Origin of the sequence: Paraburkholderia sp. UCT31, from assembly GCF_014397655.1 — a bacterium.
Lineage (GTDB): Bacteria > Pseudomonadota > Gammaproteobacteria > Burkholderiales > Burkholderiaceae > Paraburkholderia > Paraburkholderia tuberum.
This window is the reverse complement of record NZ_VZQP01000007.1, coordinates 110,591-130,486: the sequence shown is the minus strand read 5'-3', so window position 1 is coordinate 130,486 and position 19,896 is coordinate 110,591. Positions and strand designations below refer to the sequence as shown.

The following is a 19,896-nucleotide window of genomic DNA, read 5'->3' as shown; positions in this document are numbered from 1 at the left end:
AACCTATAACGAGGAAACATCTTGGATATCGAAACCGTACGTGCATTCATCATGACCCGTGGCATTGACATCGGCACCAAGGTCATCGGCGCAATCGTGCTGTGGCTCGTCGGCCGCTGGATCATCGGGCTGATCTCCAACCTGTCGCGCAAGCTGCTCGCACGCAACGGCCGGGTCGACCCGACACTCGCCCACTACCTCGCGTCGATTCTCGCCGGGTTGCTGAACCTGCTGCTCGTCCTCGCGATCCTGGAAATCTTCGGTGTGCAGACGACGTCGTTCGCCGCGTTGCTCGCCGGCCTCGGCCTCGCGATCGGTACTGCGTGGGGCGGCCTGCTCGCGCATTTCGCGGCCGGCGTGTTCATGCAGGTGCTGCGGCCGTTCAAGGTCGGCGATTTCGTCATGGCCGCGGGCGTCACCGGCACCGTCACGGAGTTGGGCCTGTTCGGCACCACGATCGTGACGCCGGACAACGTGACGACCATCATCGGCAACAACAAGATCTTCTCCGACACGATCTCGAACTACAGCGTGCTGCCGTTCCGGCGCGTCGAGCTGACCGCGAAGATCGCCAATGGCGTCGATCCGACCGATGCGATCGCGCGCTTGAAAGCCGCCGTCGCGAAGATTCCGAACGTGGCCGAAAACCCCGCGCCGGATATCGAGGTCTTGAGCTTCACGCCAGAAGGACCGCTGCTGTGCGTGCGCCCTTACTCGTCCAACCAGAACTACTGGCAGGTCTACTTCGACACCAATCGCGCGATCGTTCAGACCTTCAAGGAAGCCGGCTATCCGACGCCGGAAACGCCACTCGCACCGCGAGCGATCACGCGCGATTGATCTGATCGAACCTCCGCGCGCACCCGACACGGGTCGTCGGCATGGCGGCATGAAAAAAGGCGTCGCGAAATTCGCGACGCCTTTCGTGTTTTCAAGGCCCGAAATACCGCAAACAACTCGTCATCAACGCGTACTCGCGTTCGCGCCATTCTTGCGCAGCATCTTCCACAGCGCGCCGAGCACGATCGGTACGATCGCCGCGCCGATACCGACCAGCACGATCACGTTCAGATACTGACGGATGAACGGGATGTTGCCGAAGAAATAACCGAGCAGTGTCAGCAGCAGCACCCACAACAGCGCGCCGACGACGTTGAACATCTGGAAGCGGCTCCACGTCATCGACGACGCGCCCGCGACGAATGGCGCAAACGTCCGCACGACAGGGATGAAACGCGCGAGCACGATCGTCTTGCCGCCGTGTTTCTCATAGAAGTTGTGCGTCTTCTGCAGCGCGGCGCGATCGAGAAAACGCTCGAGCACCGGAATGTGCGTATTGAACACGCGCGGTCCGATCGCGCGGCCGATCAGATAATTGGTCGTATTGCCCGAGACCGCCGCCACCAGCAGCAACAGGATCAGCAGTCCGAGATGCATCTGCCCGCTCGCGCAGAACGCGCCGCCGATGAACAGCAGCGAATCGCCCGGCAGAAACGGCAGCACCACGAGCCCCGTTTCAGCGAACACGATCGCGAACAGCACCGCGTAGACCCAGGCACCGTACACCTGAATGAAGTCTCCGAGAAACTTGTCGATGTGCAGGACAAGATTGGCGAAATGTAGCAGCGTATCCAAGGAACGTCCTTTTAAGCCAGTGTATGCGTAGAGGGAAAACGGCCGCCGCGCGACCCTGCAACAGGCGCAGCGAGCGGCGGGCCGACCGCTGCGAATTGACCGCGACATGATACCGAAAGTGCCTCGGGTCGAATGAAAATCTGCTGGTTGGGCGTCTGCGCGGGCGGCGTGCGCCGAGTCGCTATAATTTCGCCATGTCCGAATTCTCCGAAACGCCTGCGGGCACCGCGGCCGCGGCCGCACCATCCGACGCCTCCCGCGCAGCGCCCGTGCCGCGTCCGTTGCGCGCCATCCAGCCGCTCCCCGATCAATTGATCAGCCAGATCGCCGCCGGCGAAGTGGTCGAGCGGCCGGCGTCGGTAGTCAAGGAGCTGCTCGAGAATGCGCTCGACGCGGGCGCGCAGACGCTGCGCATCCTGCTCGACGAAGGCGGCGTCAAACGCATCTCGATCACCGACGACGGCTGCGGCATCCCCGAGAACGAACTCGTGCTCGCCCTGACGCGCCATGCGACCAGCAAGATCCGCTCGCTTGCCGAGCTCGAAGCGGTCGCGACGCTCGGGTTCCGCGGCGAAGCGCTGGCGTCGATTGCGTCGGTCGCGCAGATGAGCATCACGAGCCGCACCGCAGATGTGCCGCACGCGGTGCGCATCGACGCGGAAACCGGCGTGCTGAGTCCCGCCGCCGGCACCCAGGGCACGACGATCGAAGTCCGCGAGCTGTACTTCAACACCCCGGCACGCCGCAAATTCCTGAAAAGCGAACAGACCGAACTCGGCCACTGTTTTGAACAGATCCGCCGCGCCGCGCTCGCGCGGCCGGACGTCGCGATCTCGGTGCTGCACAACGGCAAGGCCGTCGAGCACTGGAACGCGAGCGAGCCGCCCGCGCGGGTTGCGAAGATTCTCGGCGAGACGTTCGCGACCGCCCATCTGCCGCTCGGCGAATCCGCCGGTCCGCTTGCGATCTACGGCTGCGCCGGTCTGCCGACCGCGAGCCGCGGTCGCGCCGATCAACAGTATTTCTTCGTCAACGGCCGCTTCGTGCGTGACAAGCTGCTCACGCACGCGGTGCGCGCCGCGTATGAAGACGTGCTGCACGGTGAGCGTTATCCGTCGTACGTGCTGTTCCTCGATTTGCCGCCAGAAGGCGTCGACGTGAACGTACATCCGTCGAAAATCGAGGTGCGTTTCCGCGATTCGCGCTCGATCCACCAGTTCGTGTTCCATGCGGTGCAGCGCGCGCTCGCCCGGCACGCGGGCGCGTCGCCTGAAACGACGGCGGGCGGGCATGCGGCGCACCTGGAACCGTCGGCCGGTGGACCGGCTTCATCTGGTTCGACGCCGCCGGGTGTCACGAGCGGCGTAGCCGACGGCATTGGCGCGGGCGCCGGTCTTTCGAGCGGCGCGGGCTTCGGCGCGGGAAGCCGCGGCGGCCTTGGCGGCGGCAGCGGCTTCAGCAGCTTCGGCGCCCCGGGCGCCTCGCAGCCTGGCAATACGTGGATGCGCCAGGCACGCATGACGCAAGGCACGCTGCCGGTCGCGCAACCGCTCGCCGGTTACGACGCGCTGTTCGGCCGCAAGGATCCGCTTGCCGGCCGGGTCGAAGGCGCGTCGCTGTTCGAAGCGCGCGACTCCGCAACCGACGCGACGTCGCCATACGACGCAGCGCCGTTCGCGCCGCGCCCGGCTTCCCCCGCATTCGACGCCACCGACGACCAGCCGCTCGGCTTCGCGCTAGGCCAGATCCACGGCATCTACGTGCTCGCGCAGAACCGCCAAGGGCTCGTAATCGTCGACATGCATGCGGCACACGAGCGCATCCTGTACGAGCAGTTCAAGAGCGCGCTCGCCGACCGCGCGATCGCCGTGCAGCCGCTGCTGATCCCGCAGACGATGCAGGCCGATCCGGTCGAAATCGGCACGGTCGAGGAAGAGCGCGATACGCTCGATGCGCTCGGCTTCGACCTCGCGGTGCTGTCGCCGACCACGCTCGCGATCCGCGCGGTCCCCGCGTTGCTGAAGGACGCCGACCTGCAAGCGCTGGCGCGCGCGGTGCTGTCCGACCTGCATGCATTCGGCGGCTCGCGCGTGCTGACCGAGCGTCAGCACGAACTGCTCGGCACGCTCGCGTGCCATCACGCGGTGCGCGCGAACCGGCGTCTGACGCTCGACGAAATGAACGCGCTGTTGCGCCAGATGGAAGCGACCGAGCGCGCCGATCAGTGCAACCACGGGCGTCCGACCTGGTATCAGCTGACGCTGGCCGATCTCGATCGGCTGTTCATGCGCGGGCAGTAACGACGCTGCGTTTCGATCACACCGTTGCGCCGCGCGCCCGCTTGCCCATGACGTCACACCCTACCCCCATCCCGTGCCTGCTCGGCCCGACCGCGTCCGGCAAGACCGCCGCCGCGCTCGCGCTCGCCGCGCGGCGGCCGGTCGAAATCATCAGCGTCGACTCGGCGCTCGTCTATCGCGAGATGGACATCGGCACCGCGAAGCCGACCGCGGAAGAACGCGCGGTCGCGCCGCATCATCTGATCGATATCGTCGATCCGGCCGACTCGTACTCGGCCGCGCAGTTTCGCGCCGATACGCTGCGGCTCGTCGGAGAAATTCATGCGCGCGGGCGGCTGCCGCTGCTGGTCGGCGGCACGATGCTTTACTACAAGGCGCTCACGCAGGGCCTCAACGACCTGCCCGCCGCCGATGCCGAAGTACGCGCGAGGCTCGACGCCGACGCCGCCCGCGACGGCTGGCCGGCGCTTCACGCGCGGCTCGCCGCGCTCGATCCGGTCACGGCCGCGCGTCTCGCGCCGAACGATTCGCAGCGCATCCAGCGCGCGCTGGAAGTGTTCATGCTGACCGGCCAGCCGATGTCGACGCTGCTCGCCGCGCCCGCGCGCACCGACGACGCCGCATCGGCACGCTTCGTGCCGGTCGCGCTGGAGCCGTCCGAGCGTGGCGTGCTGCACGCGCGCATCGAGCAGCGCTTCGATTCGATGCTCGCGCACGGTTTCGTCGATGAAGTGGTGAAGCTGCGCGCGCGCGGCGACCTGCTGCCCGAGATGCCGTCGATGCGCTGCGTCGGGTATCGGCAGGTGTGGGAATACCTCGATGGCGCGGTCGACTATCGGACCATGCGCGACAAGGGCGTCTTCGCGACGCGGCAACTCTGCAAGCGGCAGCTCACGTGGCTGCGCAGCATGCCGGAAAGACAGGTGGTGGATTGCTGCGATCCGCACGCGACGGCGCGGGTGGTGGAGTTGATCGAAACGCTGGTTTGAGGCGCCGATCAGCGTTGGGGGAATCGGAGGGACGTAAAGCGGGAATTTGAAGCGGGAATTTGAAGCGGAAAATGTGAAGAAGGATTCGAAGCCCGCGCGGCGCACCATTGCGGCACGCCACGCGAGCCCGCGTCAATCTTTAGACCACGACCGTCTGCGCTTCACCCGCTGCGCTTTCACGGACCGTGCCGATCTTCCAGACCTGCTCGCCCGCCGCGGACAGCAGACCGATCGCCGCTTCGGCATCCGCGGCCGACACGATCACCGCCATACCGATACCGCAGTTGAACACGCGGTGCATTTCCGCATCGGCGACGCCGCCGTGCTTCTGCAGCCACGAGAACAGCGGCGGCAGCGGCCACGCGCGATGGTCGAGCTCGGCCGTCAGGCCTTCGCGCAGCACGCGCGGAATGTTCTCGACGAGGCCGCCGCCCGTGATGTGCGCCATACCCTTGACCTCGATCTGCTGCATCAGCGCGAGCAGCGGCTTCACGTAGATGCGCGTCGGCGCCATCAGCGCGTCGGCGAGCGTGCGGCCGTCGAAGTCCGCGTTCAGATCGGGATTGGCACGCTCGATGATCTTGCGCACGAGCGAAAAGCCGTTCGAATGGATGCCGCTCGACGCGAGCCCGAGCACCACGTCGCCCGACGCGATCTTGCTGCCGTCGATGATCCTGCTCTTTTCCACCGCGCCGACCGCGAAACCAGCCAGATCGTATTCGCCGTCCGGGTACATGCCCGGCATTTCCGCGGTTTCGCCGCCGATCAACGCGCAGCCCGACAGCTCGCAGCCGTGCGCAATGCCCTTCACGACGGTCGCCGCCGTGCCGACGTCGAGCTTGCCGCAGGCGAAATAGTCGAGGAAGAACAGCGGCTCGGCGCCCTGCACGAGGATGTCGTTGACGCTCATCGCGACCAGATCCTGGCCGACCGTGTCGTGCTTGTTCAGCTGGAACGCGAGACGCAGCTTGGTGCCGACGCCGTCGGTGCCGGACACGAGCACCGGTTCCTTGTACTTCTTCGGCACTTCGAACAACGCGCCGAATCCACCGATGCCGCCCAGCACGCCCTCGCGCAGGGTCTTCTTGGCAAAGGGCTTGATGGCGTCGACGAGGGCGTCACCCGCATCGATGTCCACGCCGGCGTCGCGATACGACAAACCTTGGGCCGAATCGGTTGAATGCTCGGCGGATTTCGGTTGATTCATGGGGAAAAGCTCGAAGGTCGGTAAAATGCGATTTTACCCGATGCTGGTCGCCTGGCTGGAATTCACGCGTTCCGACGATATCCTGGAAACGACATTGCAACACGACACCCCGATTCCGGCGCCGCCGACCCGCGCAATTGCGCCAGCCGTGCTTCGCGACGCGCGGCCTCACGACCCGGCGAGCACGCTTCACGACAACTGAGCGCCTGGCAACCTTCCAGGCCCCGAGGTCCGGGCCACTCGCGGCCTGAGCCTCATTTTCGGCATTAACCTACTGTGCTTCGTCAACTGACGCTCGATCTCGGCACCCCGCCGCCATCGACATTCGACAATTTCTTCGCCGGCGCGAACGCCGAGCTGGTCACGCGCCTGCGTGAGCTCGACGACGCGCTCGCCTCCGGACCGGTCGCCGATCGCACCTTCTACATCTGGGGCGAAGCCGGCAGCGGCCGCACGCACCTGCTGCAGGCGCTCGTGCACGAAGCGCCGGCGGGGCATGCGCGCTTCGCCGGGCCGCAAAGCAGCCTCGCCGCCTTCGGCTTCGATCCGCGCGTCGCGCTCTATGCGATCGACGACTGCGACGCGCTGTCGGCCGCGCAGCAGATCGCCGTGTTCAACCTGTTCAACGAAGTGCGCGCGCATCCGACCAGCGCGCTCGTCGCCGCGGGCAACGCGGCGCCGATCGGCATGACGGTGCGCGAAGATTTGCGCACGCGCCTCGGCTGGGGACTGGTGTTTCACCTTGCGCCGTTGCCCGACGACGCGAAGGCCGCGGTGTTGAAACGCGCGGCGCGCGAGCGCGGCATCATGCTCGCCGACGACGTGCCGGCCTACCTGCTCACGCACTTTCGCCGCGACATGCCGAGCCTGATGGCGCTGCTCGACGCGCTCGACCGCTTCTCGCTCGAACAGAAACGCGCGGTCACGCTGCCGCTGTTGCGCACGATGCTCGCGTCGCCCGACCCCGCCGCCGCGCCCGGTTCACACGCCGCTCTTCCCGCTTCAAGTAAAATAGGCGCCCATGGCTAACCTTGCACTCTTCGATCTCGACCACACGCTCATTCCCACCGACAGCGACCACGAATGGGGCCGCTTCATGGTGAAAAAAGGCATGGTCGACGCCGAAAATTTCGCCCGTGAAAACGATCGCTTTTACGCCGATTACAAGGCCGGCAAGCTCGACATTCACGCTTATCTGATCGCCATGCTGACGCCGCTCGCGAAGTACACACGCGCGCAGCTCGCGGACTTTCACGCGCAGTACATGCACGAGGTCATCACGCCGGCCATCCAGCCGGTGGCGCTCGAACTCGTGAAACAGCATCGTGAAGCGGGCGACCTGTGCTGCGTCGTCACCGCGACCAACGAGTTCATCACGCGGCCGATCGCGCAGGCGTTCGGCGTCGACACGCTGATCGCGTGCGAGGCCGAGACCGTCGGCGGGGAGCCGCACGGCGCCTACACCGGTCGCCCCACCGGCACGCCGAGCTACAAGGAAGGCAAGATCGTGCGCACCGAAATGTGGCTCGCGTCGCTCGGCAAGAGCTGGAGCGACTTCGAGCACAGCTATTTCTATAGCGATTCGCACAACGACATCCCGCTGCTCGAAAAAGTCACCGATCCCATCGCGACCAATCCGGACGACACGTTGCGCGCCCATGCGCAGGCCAAAGGCTGGCGCATCCTCGAACTCTTCCAACCCTCGTGATCAAGAAACTCATCCGCAAGCTATTCGGCCAGGACACGGCGACCGCTGACGACACGCTCTCCGCCGCCGCCAGCGTCGACGGCAATGCCAATGGCAAGCCGCCGGCGCGCGGCAAGTCCGTATCCGGCACGACCGTATCCGGCACGACCGTATCCGGCACGACCGCTTCCGGCACGGCCGCGCGGCCGCGCCGCAAGTCCGCAGGTGCCGCTGCTGCCGCGCAAGCGCCGCGCGAGCCGGACGTACCCGTCATCATTCCGCACGACGTGCACGGCATCGACCCCACGCTGATCTCGCGCAATGCGATCCGCGTGACCGAGGGCCTGCAACAGGCGGGCTTCCGTGCGTTCATCGTCGGCGGCGCGGTGCGCGATCTGCTGCTCGGCGTCAAGCCGAAAGACTTCGACGTCGCGACCGACGCGACTCCCGAACAGGTGCAGAAGCTGTTCCGCCGCGCGCGCATCATCGGCCGGCGCTTCCAGATCGTGCACGTGCAGTTCGGCCAGGAAATCATCGAAACCTCGACGTTCCGCGCGCTGGTCGATCCGCCCGCGGCCGACGCGCCGCCGCCGAAGCGTCTGAAGCGCGACGAGCTCGACCGCCGCACCCACGCGGTCGATGCGAGCGGCCGCGTGCTGCGCGACAACGTGTGGGGCGAGCAGCACGAGGACGCCACGCGCCGCGACTTCACGATCAACGCGATGTACTACGATCCGGCCACACAAACGGTGCTGGACTACCACAACGGCATGGCCGACATGCGCGCGCGCCTGTTGCGCATGATCGGCGACCCGGCCACGCGCTATCGCGAGGATCCGGTGCGCCTGCTGCGCGTCGTGCGCTTCGCCGCCAAGCTCGACTTCGACATCGACGACGCCACGCGCGCGCCGATCGAGAAGATGGCCGATCTGATCAACAACGTGCCCGCCGCGCGTCTGTTCGACGAAATGCTGAAGCTGATGCTGTCGGGTCACGCGCTCGCGTGCCTGACGCGGCTGCGCCAGGAAGGCCTGCATCACGGGCTGTTGCCGCTGCTCGACGTCGTGCTCGAGCAGCCGACCGGCGAAAAATTCATTTCTCTGGCACTCTCTAACACAGATGCACGCGTGCTCGCCGGCAAGCCGGTGTCGCCGGGCTTCCTGTTCGCGACGCTGTTGTGGCACGACGTGCAGCAGCGCTGGCAGAAGTTCGAGGCCGAAGGCGAGTATCCGGTGCCCGCGCTGCATCGCGCGATGGACGAAGTGCTCGACATGCAGACCGAAAAGCTCGCGATCCACAAGCGCTTCTCGGCCGACATGCGCGAGATCTGGGGCCTGCAGCTGCGCCTCGAAAAACGCTCGGGGCGCAGCGCGCTGAAGCTGCTCGAACACCAAAGATTTAGAGCGGGGTATGATTTCCTCCTGTTGCGCTGCGCATCGGGCGAACTCGACGAGTCGGTCGGCGCGTGGTGGACGGAGTTCATCGAAGGAGACGTCGCCGCGCGCGAGACATTGCTCACGCAAGGCGGGAAGGACCGGAGCCCAAGAAAACGACGGCGGCGCGGTGGCGCCAGAAGCCGCAAATCAGGTGACGGAGTGGAGGGCGGCTCGTCCGCCGAACGCACGGACAACGACGCGGGCCTCGAAGGCTCGCACGAAGACTGACGCGGCGTTCGCGGAGAAGCCGTCAAAACGATAGCTGCAGGAAGTTATGCCATGACGGTTGCTTATCTCGGCCTCGGCGCGAATCTCGGGGACGCGCGCCAGACCCTGAAAGACGCGGTGGTGTGCCTCGCACAACAGCACACCATCACCGTGCTCGCCAAATCGAGCCTGTATCGTACTGCCCCGATCGACGCGGGCGGCGACGACTATTTCAACTGCGTCGTGAAGCTGGAAACGACGCTCCCCGTGCGGCATCTGCTCGCGCTGTGCCACAAGATCGAGCATCAGTTCGGCCGTGAGCGGCCGTTCCGCAATGCGCCGCGCACGCTCGATCTCGACATCCTGCTGTATGGCGATCAATCGATCGACGAAGCCGATCTGATCGTGCCGCACCCACGCCTCGTCGAGCGCGCGTTTGCGCTGGTGCCGCTCGTCGAGATCGACGCGGCGATCGTCATTCCGCTGCATGGCCGGGCCGCCGCGCTGCTCGACAGCGTGAGCGATCAGCGCATCGAGAAAGTAAAGTCGCCCTGCCAGTGCCCGATGCTCAATGCGCTGACCGGCAATTCCGCCGAAAAAGGCCGTTGCGAATGAGTTCGCCGCCGCTCACGGTCACCGCGCCGCAGCTGCGCCCGCCGTTCGGCTATATCGCGATCGAGGGGCCGATCGGCGTCGGCAAAACCTCACTCGCGCGGCGCCTCGCGCAACGCTGGTCGATGCACGAACTGTTCGAACGCTCGCAAGACAATCCGTTTCTTGAACGCTTCTATCGCGACACCACGCGCTATGCGCTACCGGTGCAGTTGCACTTCGCACTGCAACGCGCGCAGCAGGCGCAGGAAGTCAGCGCCGCGCAGGCGAGCGGCACGCCGCTGATCGCCGACTTCATCACGCAGCGAAACGACATCTTCGCGCGTCTGACCTTGCAGGAAGACGAGTGGCAGTTGTACCGCGCGCTTGCCGTGCGGCTCGACGTCAGCGCGCCGGAGCCGGACTTCGTCGTTTATCTGCAGGCGAGCCCAGAGGTGCTGTTCGCGCGCATCCAGAAGCGCGCGGTGCCGATGGAGCTGCAGATTTCCGATGCCTATCTGCGCGCGCTGTGCGACGCGTACAACGAATTCTTCTACCACTACGACCGCACGCCCGTGCTGACGGTCAACGCCGAACACCTGAATCCGCTCGACTCCGACGCGGACCTTGCGCTGCTCGCCGAACGCATCGAGACGATGCGCGGCCGCAAGGAATTCTTTGTCAAAGCCACGTCGCTGTAAGCGGCGCGGCTAGTTCATTTTTTTCACTGGATTGACCATGACTTATTTGCAGGAAGCGAGCCGGAGCGCGATCACCGTGCCGAAACTGCAGGCAATGCGCGACGCTGGCGAAAAGATCGCCATGCTCACCTGTTACGACGCGAGCTTCGCCGCGCTGCTCGATCGCGCGGGCGTCGACGTGCTGCTGATCGGCGACTCGCTCGGCAACGTCCTGCAAGGCCAGGCGACCACGCTGCCGGTGTCGCTTGCCGACATCGCGTATCACACGGCGAGCGTCGCGCGCGCGCGGCCGTCGGCGCTGATCGTCGCGGACCTGCCGTTCGGCACCTACGGCACGCGCGAAGACGCATTCAGGAGCTCGGTCGAACTGATGCGCGCGGGCGCGCAGATGGTCAAGCTCGAAGGCGGCGAATGGCTCGCCGACACGGTGCGGTTTCTGGTCGAGCGCTCGATTCCGGTGTGCGCGCATGTGGGTCTCACGCCGCAGTCGGTGCATGCGTTCGGCGGCTTCAAGGTGCAGGCCAAGACCGAAGCGGGCGCGAGCCAGCTGCTGCGCGATTCGCTCGCCGTGCAGGAAGCCGGCGCGCAATTGATCGTGATGGAAGCGATCCCGTCGCAACTCGCGGGCGAGGTCACGCAGCAGCTGCGCATTCCGACGATTGGTATCGGCGCGGGCCTCGGCTGCTCGGGTCAGGTGCTGGTGCTGCACGACATGCTCGGGATTTTTCCTGGCAAGCGACCGCGCTTCGTGAAGGATTTCATGCAGGGACAGCCGAATATTCAGGCGGCCGTCGAGGCGTATGTGCGGGCGGTAAAGGACGGCACGTTTCCCGGCGCCGAGCACACGTTCTGATGCTTCATTGCCGCGCGAGCGCGCGGCATTCCCGTATTTTTCAGTGCTCTAACCAACAAGCCGTGCCGGCACCGCGCCGCGCAACGCGTTGCACACGAGCAGCGCTTCGGCGTTCAGCACATCCGCCCGCGTCAGCACTTTTTCACCTGCCCGCAAGCCCGACGCCTCGTCGAGCAACACGCTTCGCATTACACCCGGCAGCACGCCTGACGCGAGCGGCGGCGTCCACCATTGTCCCGCGAGCTTCACGAACACGTTCGACCTGCCGCCTTCGGTCAGTTCGCCCCGTTCGTTGAAAAACAGCGTATCGAAGGCGCCCTTCGCTTCGGCTTCGCGCCAGCCGCGGTCGTAGTCTGCCCGGCGCGTGGTCTTGTGGCGCAGCAGCGGATCGGCGGCGTGGGTCGGCGCGAACTGCGCTTCGGGGCCGAGCAGAACACCAACGACCGCATCCGCCAACGGCGCAAGTATCGCGGCCGAGATCTGGGTCACCCCGCTCTTGCTCAAAGCAAGCCGCATTCGATGCGGCATCTGCGCCGGGAGCGTGGCGCACCGCGCTGAAATCTCCCCACGAATGCGCGCTTCGTCGAACCCGAAGCCAAGCGTCGCGGCGCTCGACGACAAGCGCCGCAGATGCCGCTCGACGTGCCGCACGCCGTCTTCCCGCGTCGCGTACATCGTTTCGAACAGTTCGAAACCCGGCTCGGCGCCCATCAGAAAACGTGCTTTCAATCGACACTCCTCGTGCTCGTCGGCGGCCACGCTGTCGAGCACGATGCCCGCGCCGATGCCCATGCTGCCGCGCAGACCGTTCGTGCCACCGTCTGACGCCGATGACGCAGTCAACGTCAACGTGCGAATCGCGACCGACATGCAAAAGTCGCCGCAATCGTGATCATCGCCCGGCGCATCGAGCCAGCCGATCGCGCCGGTATAGAGCCCGCGCGGCGTGCTTTCCAGTTCGTCGATCAACTGCATCGTGCGATGCTTCGGCGCACCGGTAATCGAGCCGCAGGGAAACAGCGCGCGCAGGATCGTCGCGAACGAGGTGCCGTCGAGCAACGTCGCCTCGACAGTCGACGTCATCTGCCACACCGACGCATACGGCTCGACCGAAAACAACGCCGGCACGCTGACCGAGCCGATCCGCGCGACTCGCGACAGATCGTTGCGCAACAGATCGACGATCATGACGTTCTCGGCGCGGTTCTTCGGATCGGTCGCAAGGAACTCGGCGTTACCCCGGTCGACGGCAGGATCTTGCGAGCGCGGCGCCGTGCCCTTCATCGGCCGCGCGCGCAACGTCGGGCCGTGCTTTTCGACGAATAGTTCGGGCGAACACGACAGCACCCACGCATCGTCCGGCAACGCGATCAGCGCGCCGAACGACACGGGCTGGCGCGCGCGCAACCGCCGATAGAACGCGAGCGGCGAGCCGAACACGTCGAAGCCGAGGCGGTACGTGTAGTTGACCTGATAGGAATCGCCCGCGCGCAGGGCGGCGTGAATCGCGTCGATCGCCGCGTCGAACTCGGCGCGATCGACGCTCTCGCGCACGTTCGCGGTGCCCGCGACCGACGGCTCGAAAGCGCCGTTGTCCCGCGCCGTCAGCCACGCGTCGACCTCGTCGCGCGAAAGCTTCGCACAACGTTCGAACAATAAAAAACGCAGCGTGGCATTGCCACGCTGCGTTTCAGAAGACCGGCGCGCATCGAAACCCATCAGCGCGCGGCCAAATTCATAATCGGCGAGCACAACAGCGTGCAAACCGCTCCGGGTATCCGCCGCGACGCTGTCGCACACGGCTTCGAGTTGCGCCGCCTCCGTGCAGACCCGCTCGCGCACGAAACCCGCGTACAAGCGGCTCGACGGAAGCGCCGCCGTTGCACCGCAATCGTCGAGCAGCGCGAACGCCGCGCCGCGACTGTCCACCGTCATACTGACCGCCGAATCAAATCAATCGAAAAAGCTCTTTACGCGATCGAACCAGCTCTTGCTTTGCGGACTATGCCGCGAACCGCCTTCCACGAGCGCCTTTTCGAACTGCTTGAGCAGATCGCGCTGCGCTTCGGTCAGCTTGACCGGCGTTTCAACCTGCACGTGTACGTACAGATCGCCGGCGATGCTCGAACGCAGCCCCTTGATGCCCTTGCCGCGCAAACGGAACGTCTTGCCGGACTGCGTGCCTTCCGGCACCGTGAAGCTGGCGCGACCGGCGAGCGTCGGCACCTCGATATCGCCGCCGAGCGCCGCGGTAGTGAACGGGATCGGCATCTGGCAATGCAGATCGTCGCCGTCACGCTCGAACACCGAGTGCTGCTTGATATGAATCTCGACGTACAGATCGCCCGCCGGACCGCCGTTGATGCCCGGTTCGCCGTTGCCGGCCGAGCGGATGCGCATGCCGTCGTCGATACCGGCCGGGATCTTCACTTCGAGCGTCTTGGTTTCCTTCACCTTACCCGCGCCGTGGCAGTGATTGCACGGCTCGGGGATGTAGGTACCGGTGCCGTGGCACTTCGGGCAAGTCTGCTGGATGCTGAAGAAGCCCTGCGACATGCGCACCGAACCCGAGCCGCTACAGGTCGGGCAGGTTTCCGGCTTGGTGCCCGGCTTCGCGCCCGAGCCATGGCAGACTTCGCACGAAACCCAGCTCGGCACGCGAATCTGCGTGTCGTAGCCGTGTGCGGCCTGCTCGAGCGTGATTTCCATGCTGTAGCGCAGATCGGCGCCGCGATACACCTGCGGGCCCGCGCGGCCGCCTCCGCGTGCGCCGCCGCCGGCCGCCTGGCCGAAGATGTCGCCGAAGATGTCGCCGAATGCATCGGCAAAGCCGCCGAAACCTTGCGCGCCGGCCCCACCCATGTTCGGATCGACGCCCGCGTGACCGTACTGATCGTACGCGGCGCGCTTTTGCGAATCCGACAGCATTTCATAGGCTTCCTTCACTTCCTTGAAATGCTCTTCCGCATCCTTGTGACCCGGATTGCGGTCGGGGTGGTGCTTCATCGCGAGCTTGCGATAAGCCTTCTTGATTTCGTCGTCGCTCGCGTTCTTTGCGACGCCCAGAACCTCGTAGTAATCCCGTTTCGCCATATCGGTTCAACGCCGCCGCGCAAAGCGACGCGGTAGCTCCTTGTGAATGCTGTGGAGTCTCACGACTCGTCCGGCCGCTGTCTGCGCCGCGCCAGGGCACGGTTCAAAACAACGCCCTCCATAAAACAAACGTGCCCGGAGAGCCCCAAAAAGGCTCGCCAGGCGCGAAAACCGCTCTTGCACTTTGGGCGCCCCGGGGGCGCCGTTCTCGTGCAGCCGGGCCGCGCACATTGCTGTGCACGGCTTTACGGTCGGATGCCGACCTGGCTTTAGTCTTTCTTCACTTCCTTGAAGTCAGCGTCGACCACATCGTCGGCCTGCTGGCTCGCACCCGCCGATGCACCGGCTCCGCCCGCCGCGCCCGCCGCCGCTTCGGCACCTTGCGCAGCCTGCATGTCGGCGTACATCTTCTCGCCCATCTTCTGCGAGGCCGTGGCCACCGCTTCGATCTTCGCTTCGATCGCGGCTTTGTCGCTCGAGTTGCTCTTCAGCGCGTCTTCGAGGTCCTTCAACGCGGCTTCGATCTTGTCCTTCTCGCCAGCTTCGAGCTTGTCGCCGTACTCGGTCAGCGCCTTCTTCGTGCTGTGGACGAGGGCGTCACCCTGGTTGCGGGCGTCGGCCAGCTCACGCAGCTTGTGATCTTCTTCCGCGTTCGCTTCGGCGTCCTTCACCATCTTCTCGATTTCGGCTTCGGACAGACCCGAGTTCGCCTTGATCGTGATGCGGTTCTCCTTGCCGGTCGCCTTGTCCTTCGCGCCGACGTGCAGAATGCCGTTCGCGTCGATGTCGAAGCTCACTTCGATCTGCGGCACGCCGCGCGGTGCCGGCGGAATGCCTTCGAGGTTGAACTCGCCGAGCAGCTTGTTGCCCGCTGCCATTTCGCGTTCGCCCTGGAACACCTTGATCGTCACGGCGCCTTGATTATCATCAGCCGTCGAGTAGACCTGCGCGTGCTTGGTCGGGATCGTCGTGTTCTTGTTGATCATCTTCGTCATCACGCCGCCGAGCGTTTCGATGCCGAGCGACAACGGGGTCACGTCGAGCAGCAGCACGTCCTTGCGGTCGCCCGACAGAACCTGGCCCTGGATCGCGGCACCAACGGCCACGGCTTCGTCCGGGTTCACGTCACGGCGCGGATCCTTGCCGAAGAACTCCTTCACCTTTTCCTGCACCTTCGGCATACGGGTCATACCGCCGACCAGGATCACGTCGTCGACTTCGCCGACCTTCACGCCCGCATCCTTGATCGCGACGCGGCACGGCTCGATGGTGCGTTCGATCAGGTCTTCAACCAGCGCTTCCAGCTTGGCGCGCGTGATCTTCAGGTTCAGGTGCTTCGGACCCGATGCGTCCGCCGTGATGTACGGCAGGTTGATTTCGGTCTGCTGGCTCGACGACAGCTCGATCTTGGCCTTTTCAGCCGATTCCTTCAGGCGCTGCAGCGCGAGCACGTCTTTCGACAGATCGACGCCCTGCTCCTTCTTGAACTCGCCGATGATGTAGTCGATGATGCGCTGGTCGAAGTCTTCGCCGCCGAGGAACGTATCGCCGTTCGTGGACAGCACTTCGAACTGCATTTCACCGTCGACGTCCGCGATTTCGATGATCGACACGTCGAACGTACCGCCGCCCAGGTCGTACACCGCGATCTTGCGATCGCCCTTTTCAGCTTTGTCCAGACCGAACGCGAGAGCCGCGGCGGTCGGTTCGTTGATGATCCGCTTGACTTCCAGACCGGCGATGCGGCCGGCGTCCTTGGTTGCCTGACGCTGGCTGTCGTTGAAGTACGCCGGCACCGTGATCACGGCTTCCGTGACGGTCTCGCCAAGGTAGTCCTCAGCGGTCTTCTTCATCTTGCGCAGGACTTCGGCGGAGATTTGCGGCGGCGCGAGCTTCTGGTCGCGCACTTCGACCCACGCGTCACCGTTGTCGGCCTTGATGATCTTGTAGGGCATCAGGCCGATGTCCTTCTGCACTTCCTTCTCTTCGAAGCGGCGGCCGATCAGGCGCTTGACCGCGAACAGCGTGTTCTTCGGGTTCGTGACCGACTGACGCTTGGCCGGCGCGCCGACCAGGATCTCGCTGTCATCCATGTAAGCGATGATCGACGGCGTGGTGCGCGCGCCTTCCGAGTTCTCGATGACCTTGACCGAGTTGCCTTCCATGATCGCCACGCACGAGTTGGTCGTGCCGAGGTCGATACCGATGATTTTGCCCATTTTTACAAATCTCCTGACTTTGATCGCTGCGGAAAGCGCCCGGTTGGCCCATCTGGCGGCGGGACGATCCGCTCTCAATTCATACCTGCACTCAAAATGAGTGCGGCCACATCGTTTTCAAGACCTCTTTTGCGATGCGGTCTTTAATTTTTTTCAATCACGGGGCGAGGCGCCTGAATCTTCGCTGCGAGCCCGCTCCGTCAGTCTGCGCGGCGCGCCCGGCGTGGTTCGCCGGAGGTGCCTGAATCGATCGGACCTTTGCGGCACGTAGCGATGCGAAGCGACGCAGCAGACGCCACCGGCGCAAACGCCCGGAGCGAGTGTCGACGTGATTACTTCGGCGCCGCGACGGTCACGAGCGCGGGACGCAGTACGCGATCCGCGATCACAAAGCCCTTTTGCAGCACCGCGACGACGGTGTTCGGCTCCTGGTCGGCCGGCACCATCGAAATGGCCTGATGACGATGCGGATCGAACTTTTCGCCGACCGGATTGATCGCCACGACTCGACCCTTCTCGAGCGCGCCGCTCAACTGCCGCAGCGTGAGCTCGACGCCTTCGCGGACCTTCTGCAAGTCGTCGGACGAATGGGCGACGGCCGCCTCGAGACTGTCGACCACCGGCAGCAGATGCTCGGCGAAGCTCTCGATCGCAAACTTGTGCGCCTTGGCGACGTCTTCCTGAGCGCGCCGGCGTACATTTTCGGTTTCGGCCTTCGCGCGCAGGAAGCTTTCCTGCAACTCGGCGATCTTCGCCTGAGCGTCGGCCAGCGCCTGCTCGGCGGCACCCTGGGCGGGTTCCGCGGCGGCGCCGGTGTCCGGCTGTTGAGCAGCGGCCCCGGCCGCCTCGGCGGCCTGGCGCGCGGCTTCGTCGGCGGGCGTGGGATTCTGGCTCGTCGGGTTCTCTTGCGTGTTTTCCATGTCGCTGAAAGTCGTTAAAAAGTAAAAGCCAAAGGCGGTGCAAGCCGTTCCGACACAGTACGATTCATGCTTTGCAAAATCGCGACACGCGTCTTCGCGCCGATCCGCCAGACCGGACCCCAGATGGGGCCTGAAAAAGCCGTTTCAAGCGGGTCGAGGGTTTTTTCGCACCACCGACGTGCAGGCGAAATGCGCCGTAACAAGCCTCAACGTGGCGCAATCAGATAGAGATTGAGTGCAGCCCGCAACTGACCTATTCTCCAGTCATGGAGCGGCAACGCCACGTTAACCCTAATCTGACGTAAGCGTTACCGACACCTGACAGTCGTTCCGATAGCCTGTTTCAGCCCATCAAGGGGAGTACCGTGAAACTGACCTTTGCAATCGGGGTGGTCGCACTGGTACTGATCGCGGGCACCACGACCATCTGCATGTCCGGTGCGGTCAACGACCACACCACCGAGTACGGCGGCGCACACGCCACCGTGGAGCAGTTTCTCAATCCCCACCTGAAAATCTGTCGATAGTGCGCCGGTCGCGTTTGGTCGGTCGGCCGTGCAGCGCGGCGGCCGGCTCGTGGTAGACCTTGCGCCGTTCCTGCTCGACCTGCCGCTTCTCCTTGCTCTGCGCGGTTTCCACATAAAGCGTCTGCGCGACGCTCGCCGGACCGCGTACGTCGCATACGCCCAGCACCTCCACCTGCCACACGTAGCGCTCGATCTCGATTTCGACCAGATCGCCGACACGCACGTCCTTCGCCGGCTTCACGGCGACGCCGCCGATACGCACCCGCCCCTTGTCGACCGCCTCCGCGGCCAGCGAACGCGTCTTGAAGAAGCGCGCGGCCCACAGCCATTTGTCGATGCGCAGTTTCGCGCCCGGTTCGGTTGAAATGCGGTAGTTCATCTGCGTATTCAAGCTCCTGTCGTGTGCGGCACCGGCACCGCCTGCACGGGCCAGCCCTGCAGATGCTGCGCAACGATTTCGCCAAGCGCGGCAACCCACGGCTGCGACGCGTTCAGACAGGCGATCCGGTGAAACTCCTTGCCACCCGCCTGCAGAAATTCGCCGCGCACTTCCATGCCGATTTCCTCGATCGTTTCGAGGCAGTCGGCGGTGAAACCCGGGCAAAACACGTCAGCACGCCGCACGCCTGCCGCGCCGAGTTCCTTCAACGTCGGCGCCGTGTAGGGCTGCAGCCATTCGGCATTGCCGAAGCGCGACTGGAACGTGATGCGGCATTCGACCGACGTCAAATCGAGCGCCTGCATCAGCAGCGCGCCGGTCTGCTGGCATTGCTCGTGGTACGGGTCGCCGAGGTCGAGCGTGCGCTTGGGCACGCCGTGGAAACTGAGCACGAGCTTGTCGCCCGCCGCGAAATCGGGGCGGCCGTGCAGATGCCAGTAGTGGTGCACCTGTGCGGCGAGCGCCGCGATGTACGCCGGGTGATCGGCGTACTGGCGCACGGTGCGGACTTCCGGCTGGTTGCGCATGCGCTTGAGCGCGGAAAAGGCTTCGTCGAACGCGGTCGCAGTGGTCGACGCCGAATACTGCGGATACATCGGCATCAGCAACACGCGCTCGGCGCCCGCGAGCTTCAGCTGGTTCAGCATTGCCGGAATGCCGGGCGTGCCGTAGCGCATCGCGTAGTCGACCAGCACCGTGTAGTCGTTCAGTTGCAGCAGATGGCGCAGGCCCTCGACCTGCTTTTCGGTGTGGACGCGCAGCGGTGAGCCCTCGGGCATCCACACCGCCGCATACTTCTTCGCAGAGCTGCGGCCGCGAAACGGCAGAATCAGCAGACGCAGAATGAGCTGCCACAGCAGCGCCGGAATTTCGACCACGCGAGGATCGGACAGGAACTGCGCGAGGTAGCGGCGCACCGCGCGCGGCGTCGGCGCGTCGGGCGTGCCGAGATTGATCAGCAACACGGCGACGCGATGCGACGTGGCGTTCTGTGAAGGCCGCTCGAGGTCGAAGCGCATAGGTAGCAGAAATCACCGCATTTTGCGGCGAGTCGATTCAATGGAGATTCATTATAGCGGCGCGGGTTCTGCC

19 protein-coding genes are annotated in these 19,896 nt (G+C 64.9%); 11 read left to right on the top strand and 8 right to left on the bottom strand.

Annotated features, from left to right (window positions below):
* The first annotated feature begins 21 nt into the window (after positions 1-21).
* Positions 22-840 (top strand): mechanosensitive ion channel family protein, encoded by an 819-nt coding sequence (locus F6X40_RS07605; protein WP_184067338.1) that lies wholly within the window; start codon positions 22-24, stop codon positions 838-840.
* A 123-nt stretch (positions 841-963) separates the two neighbouring features.
* On the opposite strand, the gene F6X40_RS07600 is transcribed toward F6X40_RS07605, so the two are convergent.
* Positions 964-1,635 carry a VTT domain-containing protein gene (locus tag F6X40_RS07600; RefSeq protein ID WP_184067335.1) on the bottom strand — a complete coding sequence of 224 codons (672 nt, stop codon included), beginning with the start codon at positions 1,633-1,635 and terminating at the stop codon, positions 964-966.
* A gap of 194 nt (positions 1,636-1,829) precedes the next feature.
* On the opposite strand from F6X40_RS07600, the gene mutL reads away from it, so the two are divergent.
* On the top strand, positions 1,830-3,935 hold the full coding sequence (mutL, locus tag F6X40_RS07595) for a DNA mismatch repair endonuclease MutL (RefSeq protein ID WP_187627322.1): 2,106 nt from the start codon (positions 1,830-1,832) through the stop codon (positions 3,933-3,935).
* A gap of 47 nt (positions 3,936-3,982) precedes the next feature.
* A complete protein-coding gene (gene miaA, locus F6X40_RS07590; RefSeq protein WP_184067329.1) occupies positions 3,983-4,924 on the top strand; it encodes a tRNA (adenosine(37)-N6)-dimethylallyltransferase MiaA in 942 nt (313 codons plus the stop codon).
* A gap of 139 nt (positions 4,925-5,063) precedes the next feature.
* Here miaA and purM read toward each other — a convergent pair whose 3' ends face one another.
* Complete coding sequence (gene purM, locus F6X40_RS07585) at positions 5,064-6,131, bottom strand: phosphoribosylformylglycinamidine cyclo-ligase (RefSeq protein ID WP_187627321.1); 1,068 nt, start codon at positions 6,129-6,131, stop codon at positions 5,064-5,066.
* On the opposite strand from purM, the gene F6X40_RS07580 reads away from it, so the two are divergent.
* The 7 genes from F6X40_RS07580 (at position 6,130) to panB (ending at position 11,606) form a co-directional block, all read left to right on the top strand.
* A complete protein-coding gene (locus F6X40_RS07580) occupies positions 6,130-6,333 on the top strand; it encodes a hypothetical protein (protein WP_184067323.1) in 204 nt (67 codons plus the stop codon). The two genes, purM and F6X40_RS07580, sit on opposite strands and share 2 nt — an antisense overlap.
* Before the next feature lie 74 nt (positions 6,334-6,407).
* Positions 6,408-7,160: a DnaA regulatory inactivator Hda gene (hda, locus tag F6X40_RS07575; RefSeq protein ID WP_187627319.1), complete on the top strand. Its 753-nt coding sequence runs from the start codon at positions 6,408-6,410 to the stop codon at positions 7,158-7,160.
* Positions 7,153-7,839, top strand: a complete 687-nt coding sequence (locus F6X40_RS07570) for an HAD family hydrolase (RefSeq protein WP_018419490.1) — start codon at positions 7,153-7,155, stop codon at positions 7,837-7,839. The genes hda and F6X40_RS07570 overlap by 8 nt, the downstream gene beginning before the upstream one ends.
* Positions 7,836-9,482 carry a polynucleotide adenylyltransferase PcnB gene (gene pcnB / locus F6X40_RS07565; RefSeq protein WP_187627318.1) on the top strand — a complete coding sequence of 549 codons (1,647 nt, stop codon included), beginning with the start codon at positions 7,836-7,838 and terminating at the stop codon, positions 9,480-9,482. Before F6X40_RS07570 ends, pcnB begins: the two co-directional genes overlap by 4 nt.
* 51 nt (positions 9,483-9,533) lie before the next feature.
* Positions 9,534-10,076 carry a 2-amino-4-hydroxy-6-hydroxymethyldihydropteridine diphosphokinase gene (folK, locus tag F6X40_RS07560; protein WP_090803125.1) on the top strand — a complete coding sequence of 181 codons (543 nt, stop codon included), beginning with the start codon at positions 9,534-9,536 and terminating at the stop codon, positions 10,074-10,076.
* A complete protein-coding gene (locus F6X40_RS07555; RefSeq protein WP_090803123.1) occupies positions 10,073-10,753 on the top strand; it encodes a deoxynucleoside kinase in 681 nt (226 codons plus the stop codon). The genes folK and F6X40_RS07555 overlap by 4 nt, the downstream gene beginning before the upstream one ends.
* Before the next feature lie 37 nt (positions 10,754-10,790).
* The gene (gene panB / locus F6X40_RS07550; RefSeq protein WP_184034424.1) at positions 10,791-11,606 is read left to right on the top strand and encodes a 3-methyl-2-oxobutanoate hydroxymethyltransferase; all 816 of its coding nucleotides are present in this window, start codon (positions 10,791-10,793) and stop codon (positions 11,604-11,606) included.
* Positions 11,607-11,654: 48 nt separating this feature from the next.
* On the opposite strand, the gene pabB is transcribed toward panB, so the two are convergent.
* From pabB to grpE, 4 genes are all read right to left on the bottom strand, one after another.
* Positions 11,655-13,541 carry an aminodeoxychorismate synthase component I gene (gene pabB / locus F6X40_RS07545; RefSeq protein ID WP_187627317.1) on the bottom strand — a complete coding sequence of 629 codons (1,887 nt, stop codon included), beginning with the start codon at positions 13,539-13,541 and terminating at the stop codon, positions 11,655-11,657.
* Positions 13,542-13,559: 18 nt separating this feature from the next.
* Entirely contained in the window at positions 13,560-14,699 is a 1,140-nt protein-coding gene (gene dnaJ, locus F6X40_RS07540) for a molecular chaperone DnaJ (RefSeq protein ID WP_184067310.1), read from the bottom strand.
* 269 nt (positions 14,700-14,968) lie between these two features.
* Positions 14,969-16,918, bottom strand: coding sequence for a molecular chaperone DnaK (gene dnaK / locus F6X40_RS07535; protein WP_184067307.1), 1,950 nt, complete (start codon positions 16,916-16,918; stop codon positions 14,969-14,971).
* Between the two features lie 332 nt (positions 16,919-17,250).
* Positions 17,251-17,838 carry a nucleotide exchange factor GrpE gene (gene grpE / locus F6X40_RS07530; RefSeq protein ID WP_187627316.1) on the bottom strand — a complete coding sequence of 196 codons (588 nt, stop codon included), beginning with the start codon at positions 17,836-17,838 and terminating at the stop codon, positions 17,251-17,253.
* Between the two features lie 365 nt (positions 17,839-18,203).
* Here grpE and F6X40_RS07525 point away from each other — a divergent pair, with 365 nt between their 5' ends.
* Positions 18,204-18,365, top strand: a complete 162-nt coding sequence (locus F6X40_RS07525; protein ID WP_167368620.1) for a hypothetical protein — start codon at positions 18,204-18,206, stop codon at positions 18,363-18,365.
* Here F6X40_RS07525 and F6X40_RS07520 read toward each other — a convergent pair.
* Positions 18,337-18,744, bottom strand: a complete 408-nt coding sequence (locus F6X40_RS07520; RefSeq protein WP_187627315.1) for an RNA-binding S4 domain-containing protein — start codon at positions 18,742-18,744, stop codon at positions 18,337-18,339. The genes F6X40_RS07525 and F6X40_RS07520 overlap by 29 nt on opposite strands.
* An 8-nt stretch (positions 18,745-18,752) precedes the next feature.
* Entirely contained in the window at positions 18,753-19,823 is a 1,071-nt protein-coding gene (gene hemH, locus F6X40_RS07515; protein WP_187627314.1) for a ferrochelatase, read from the bottom strand.
* Positions 19,824-19,896: the final 73 nt, after the last annotated feature.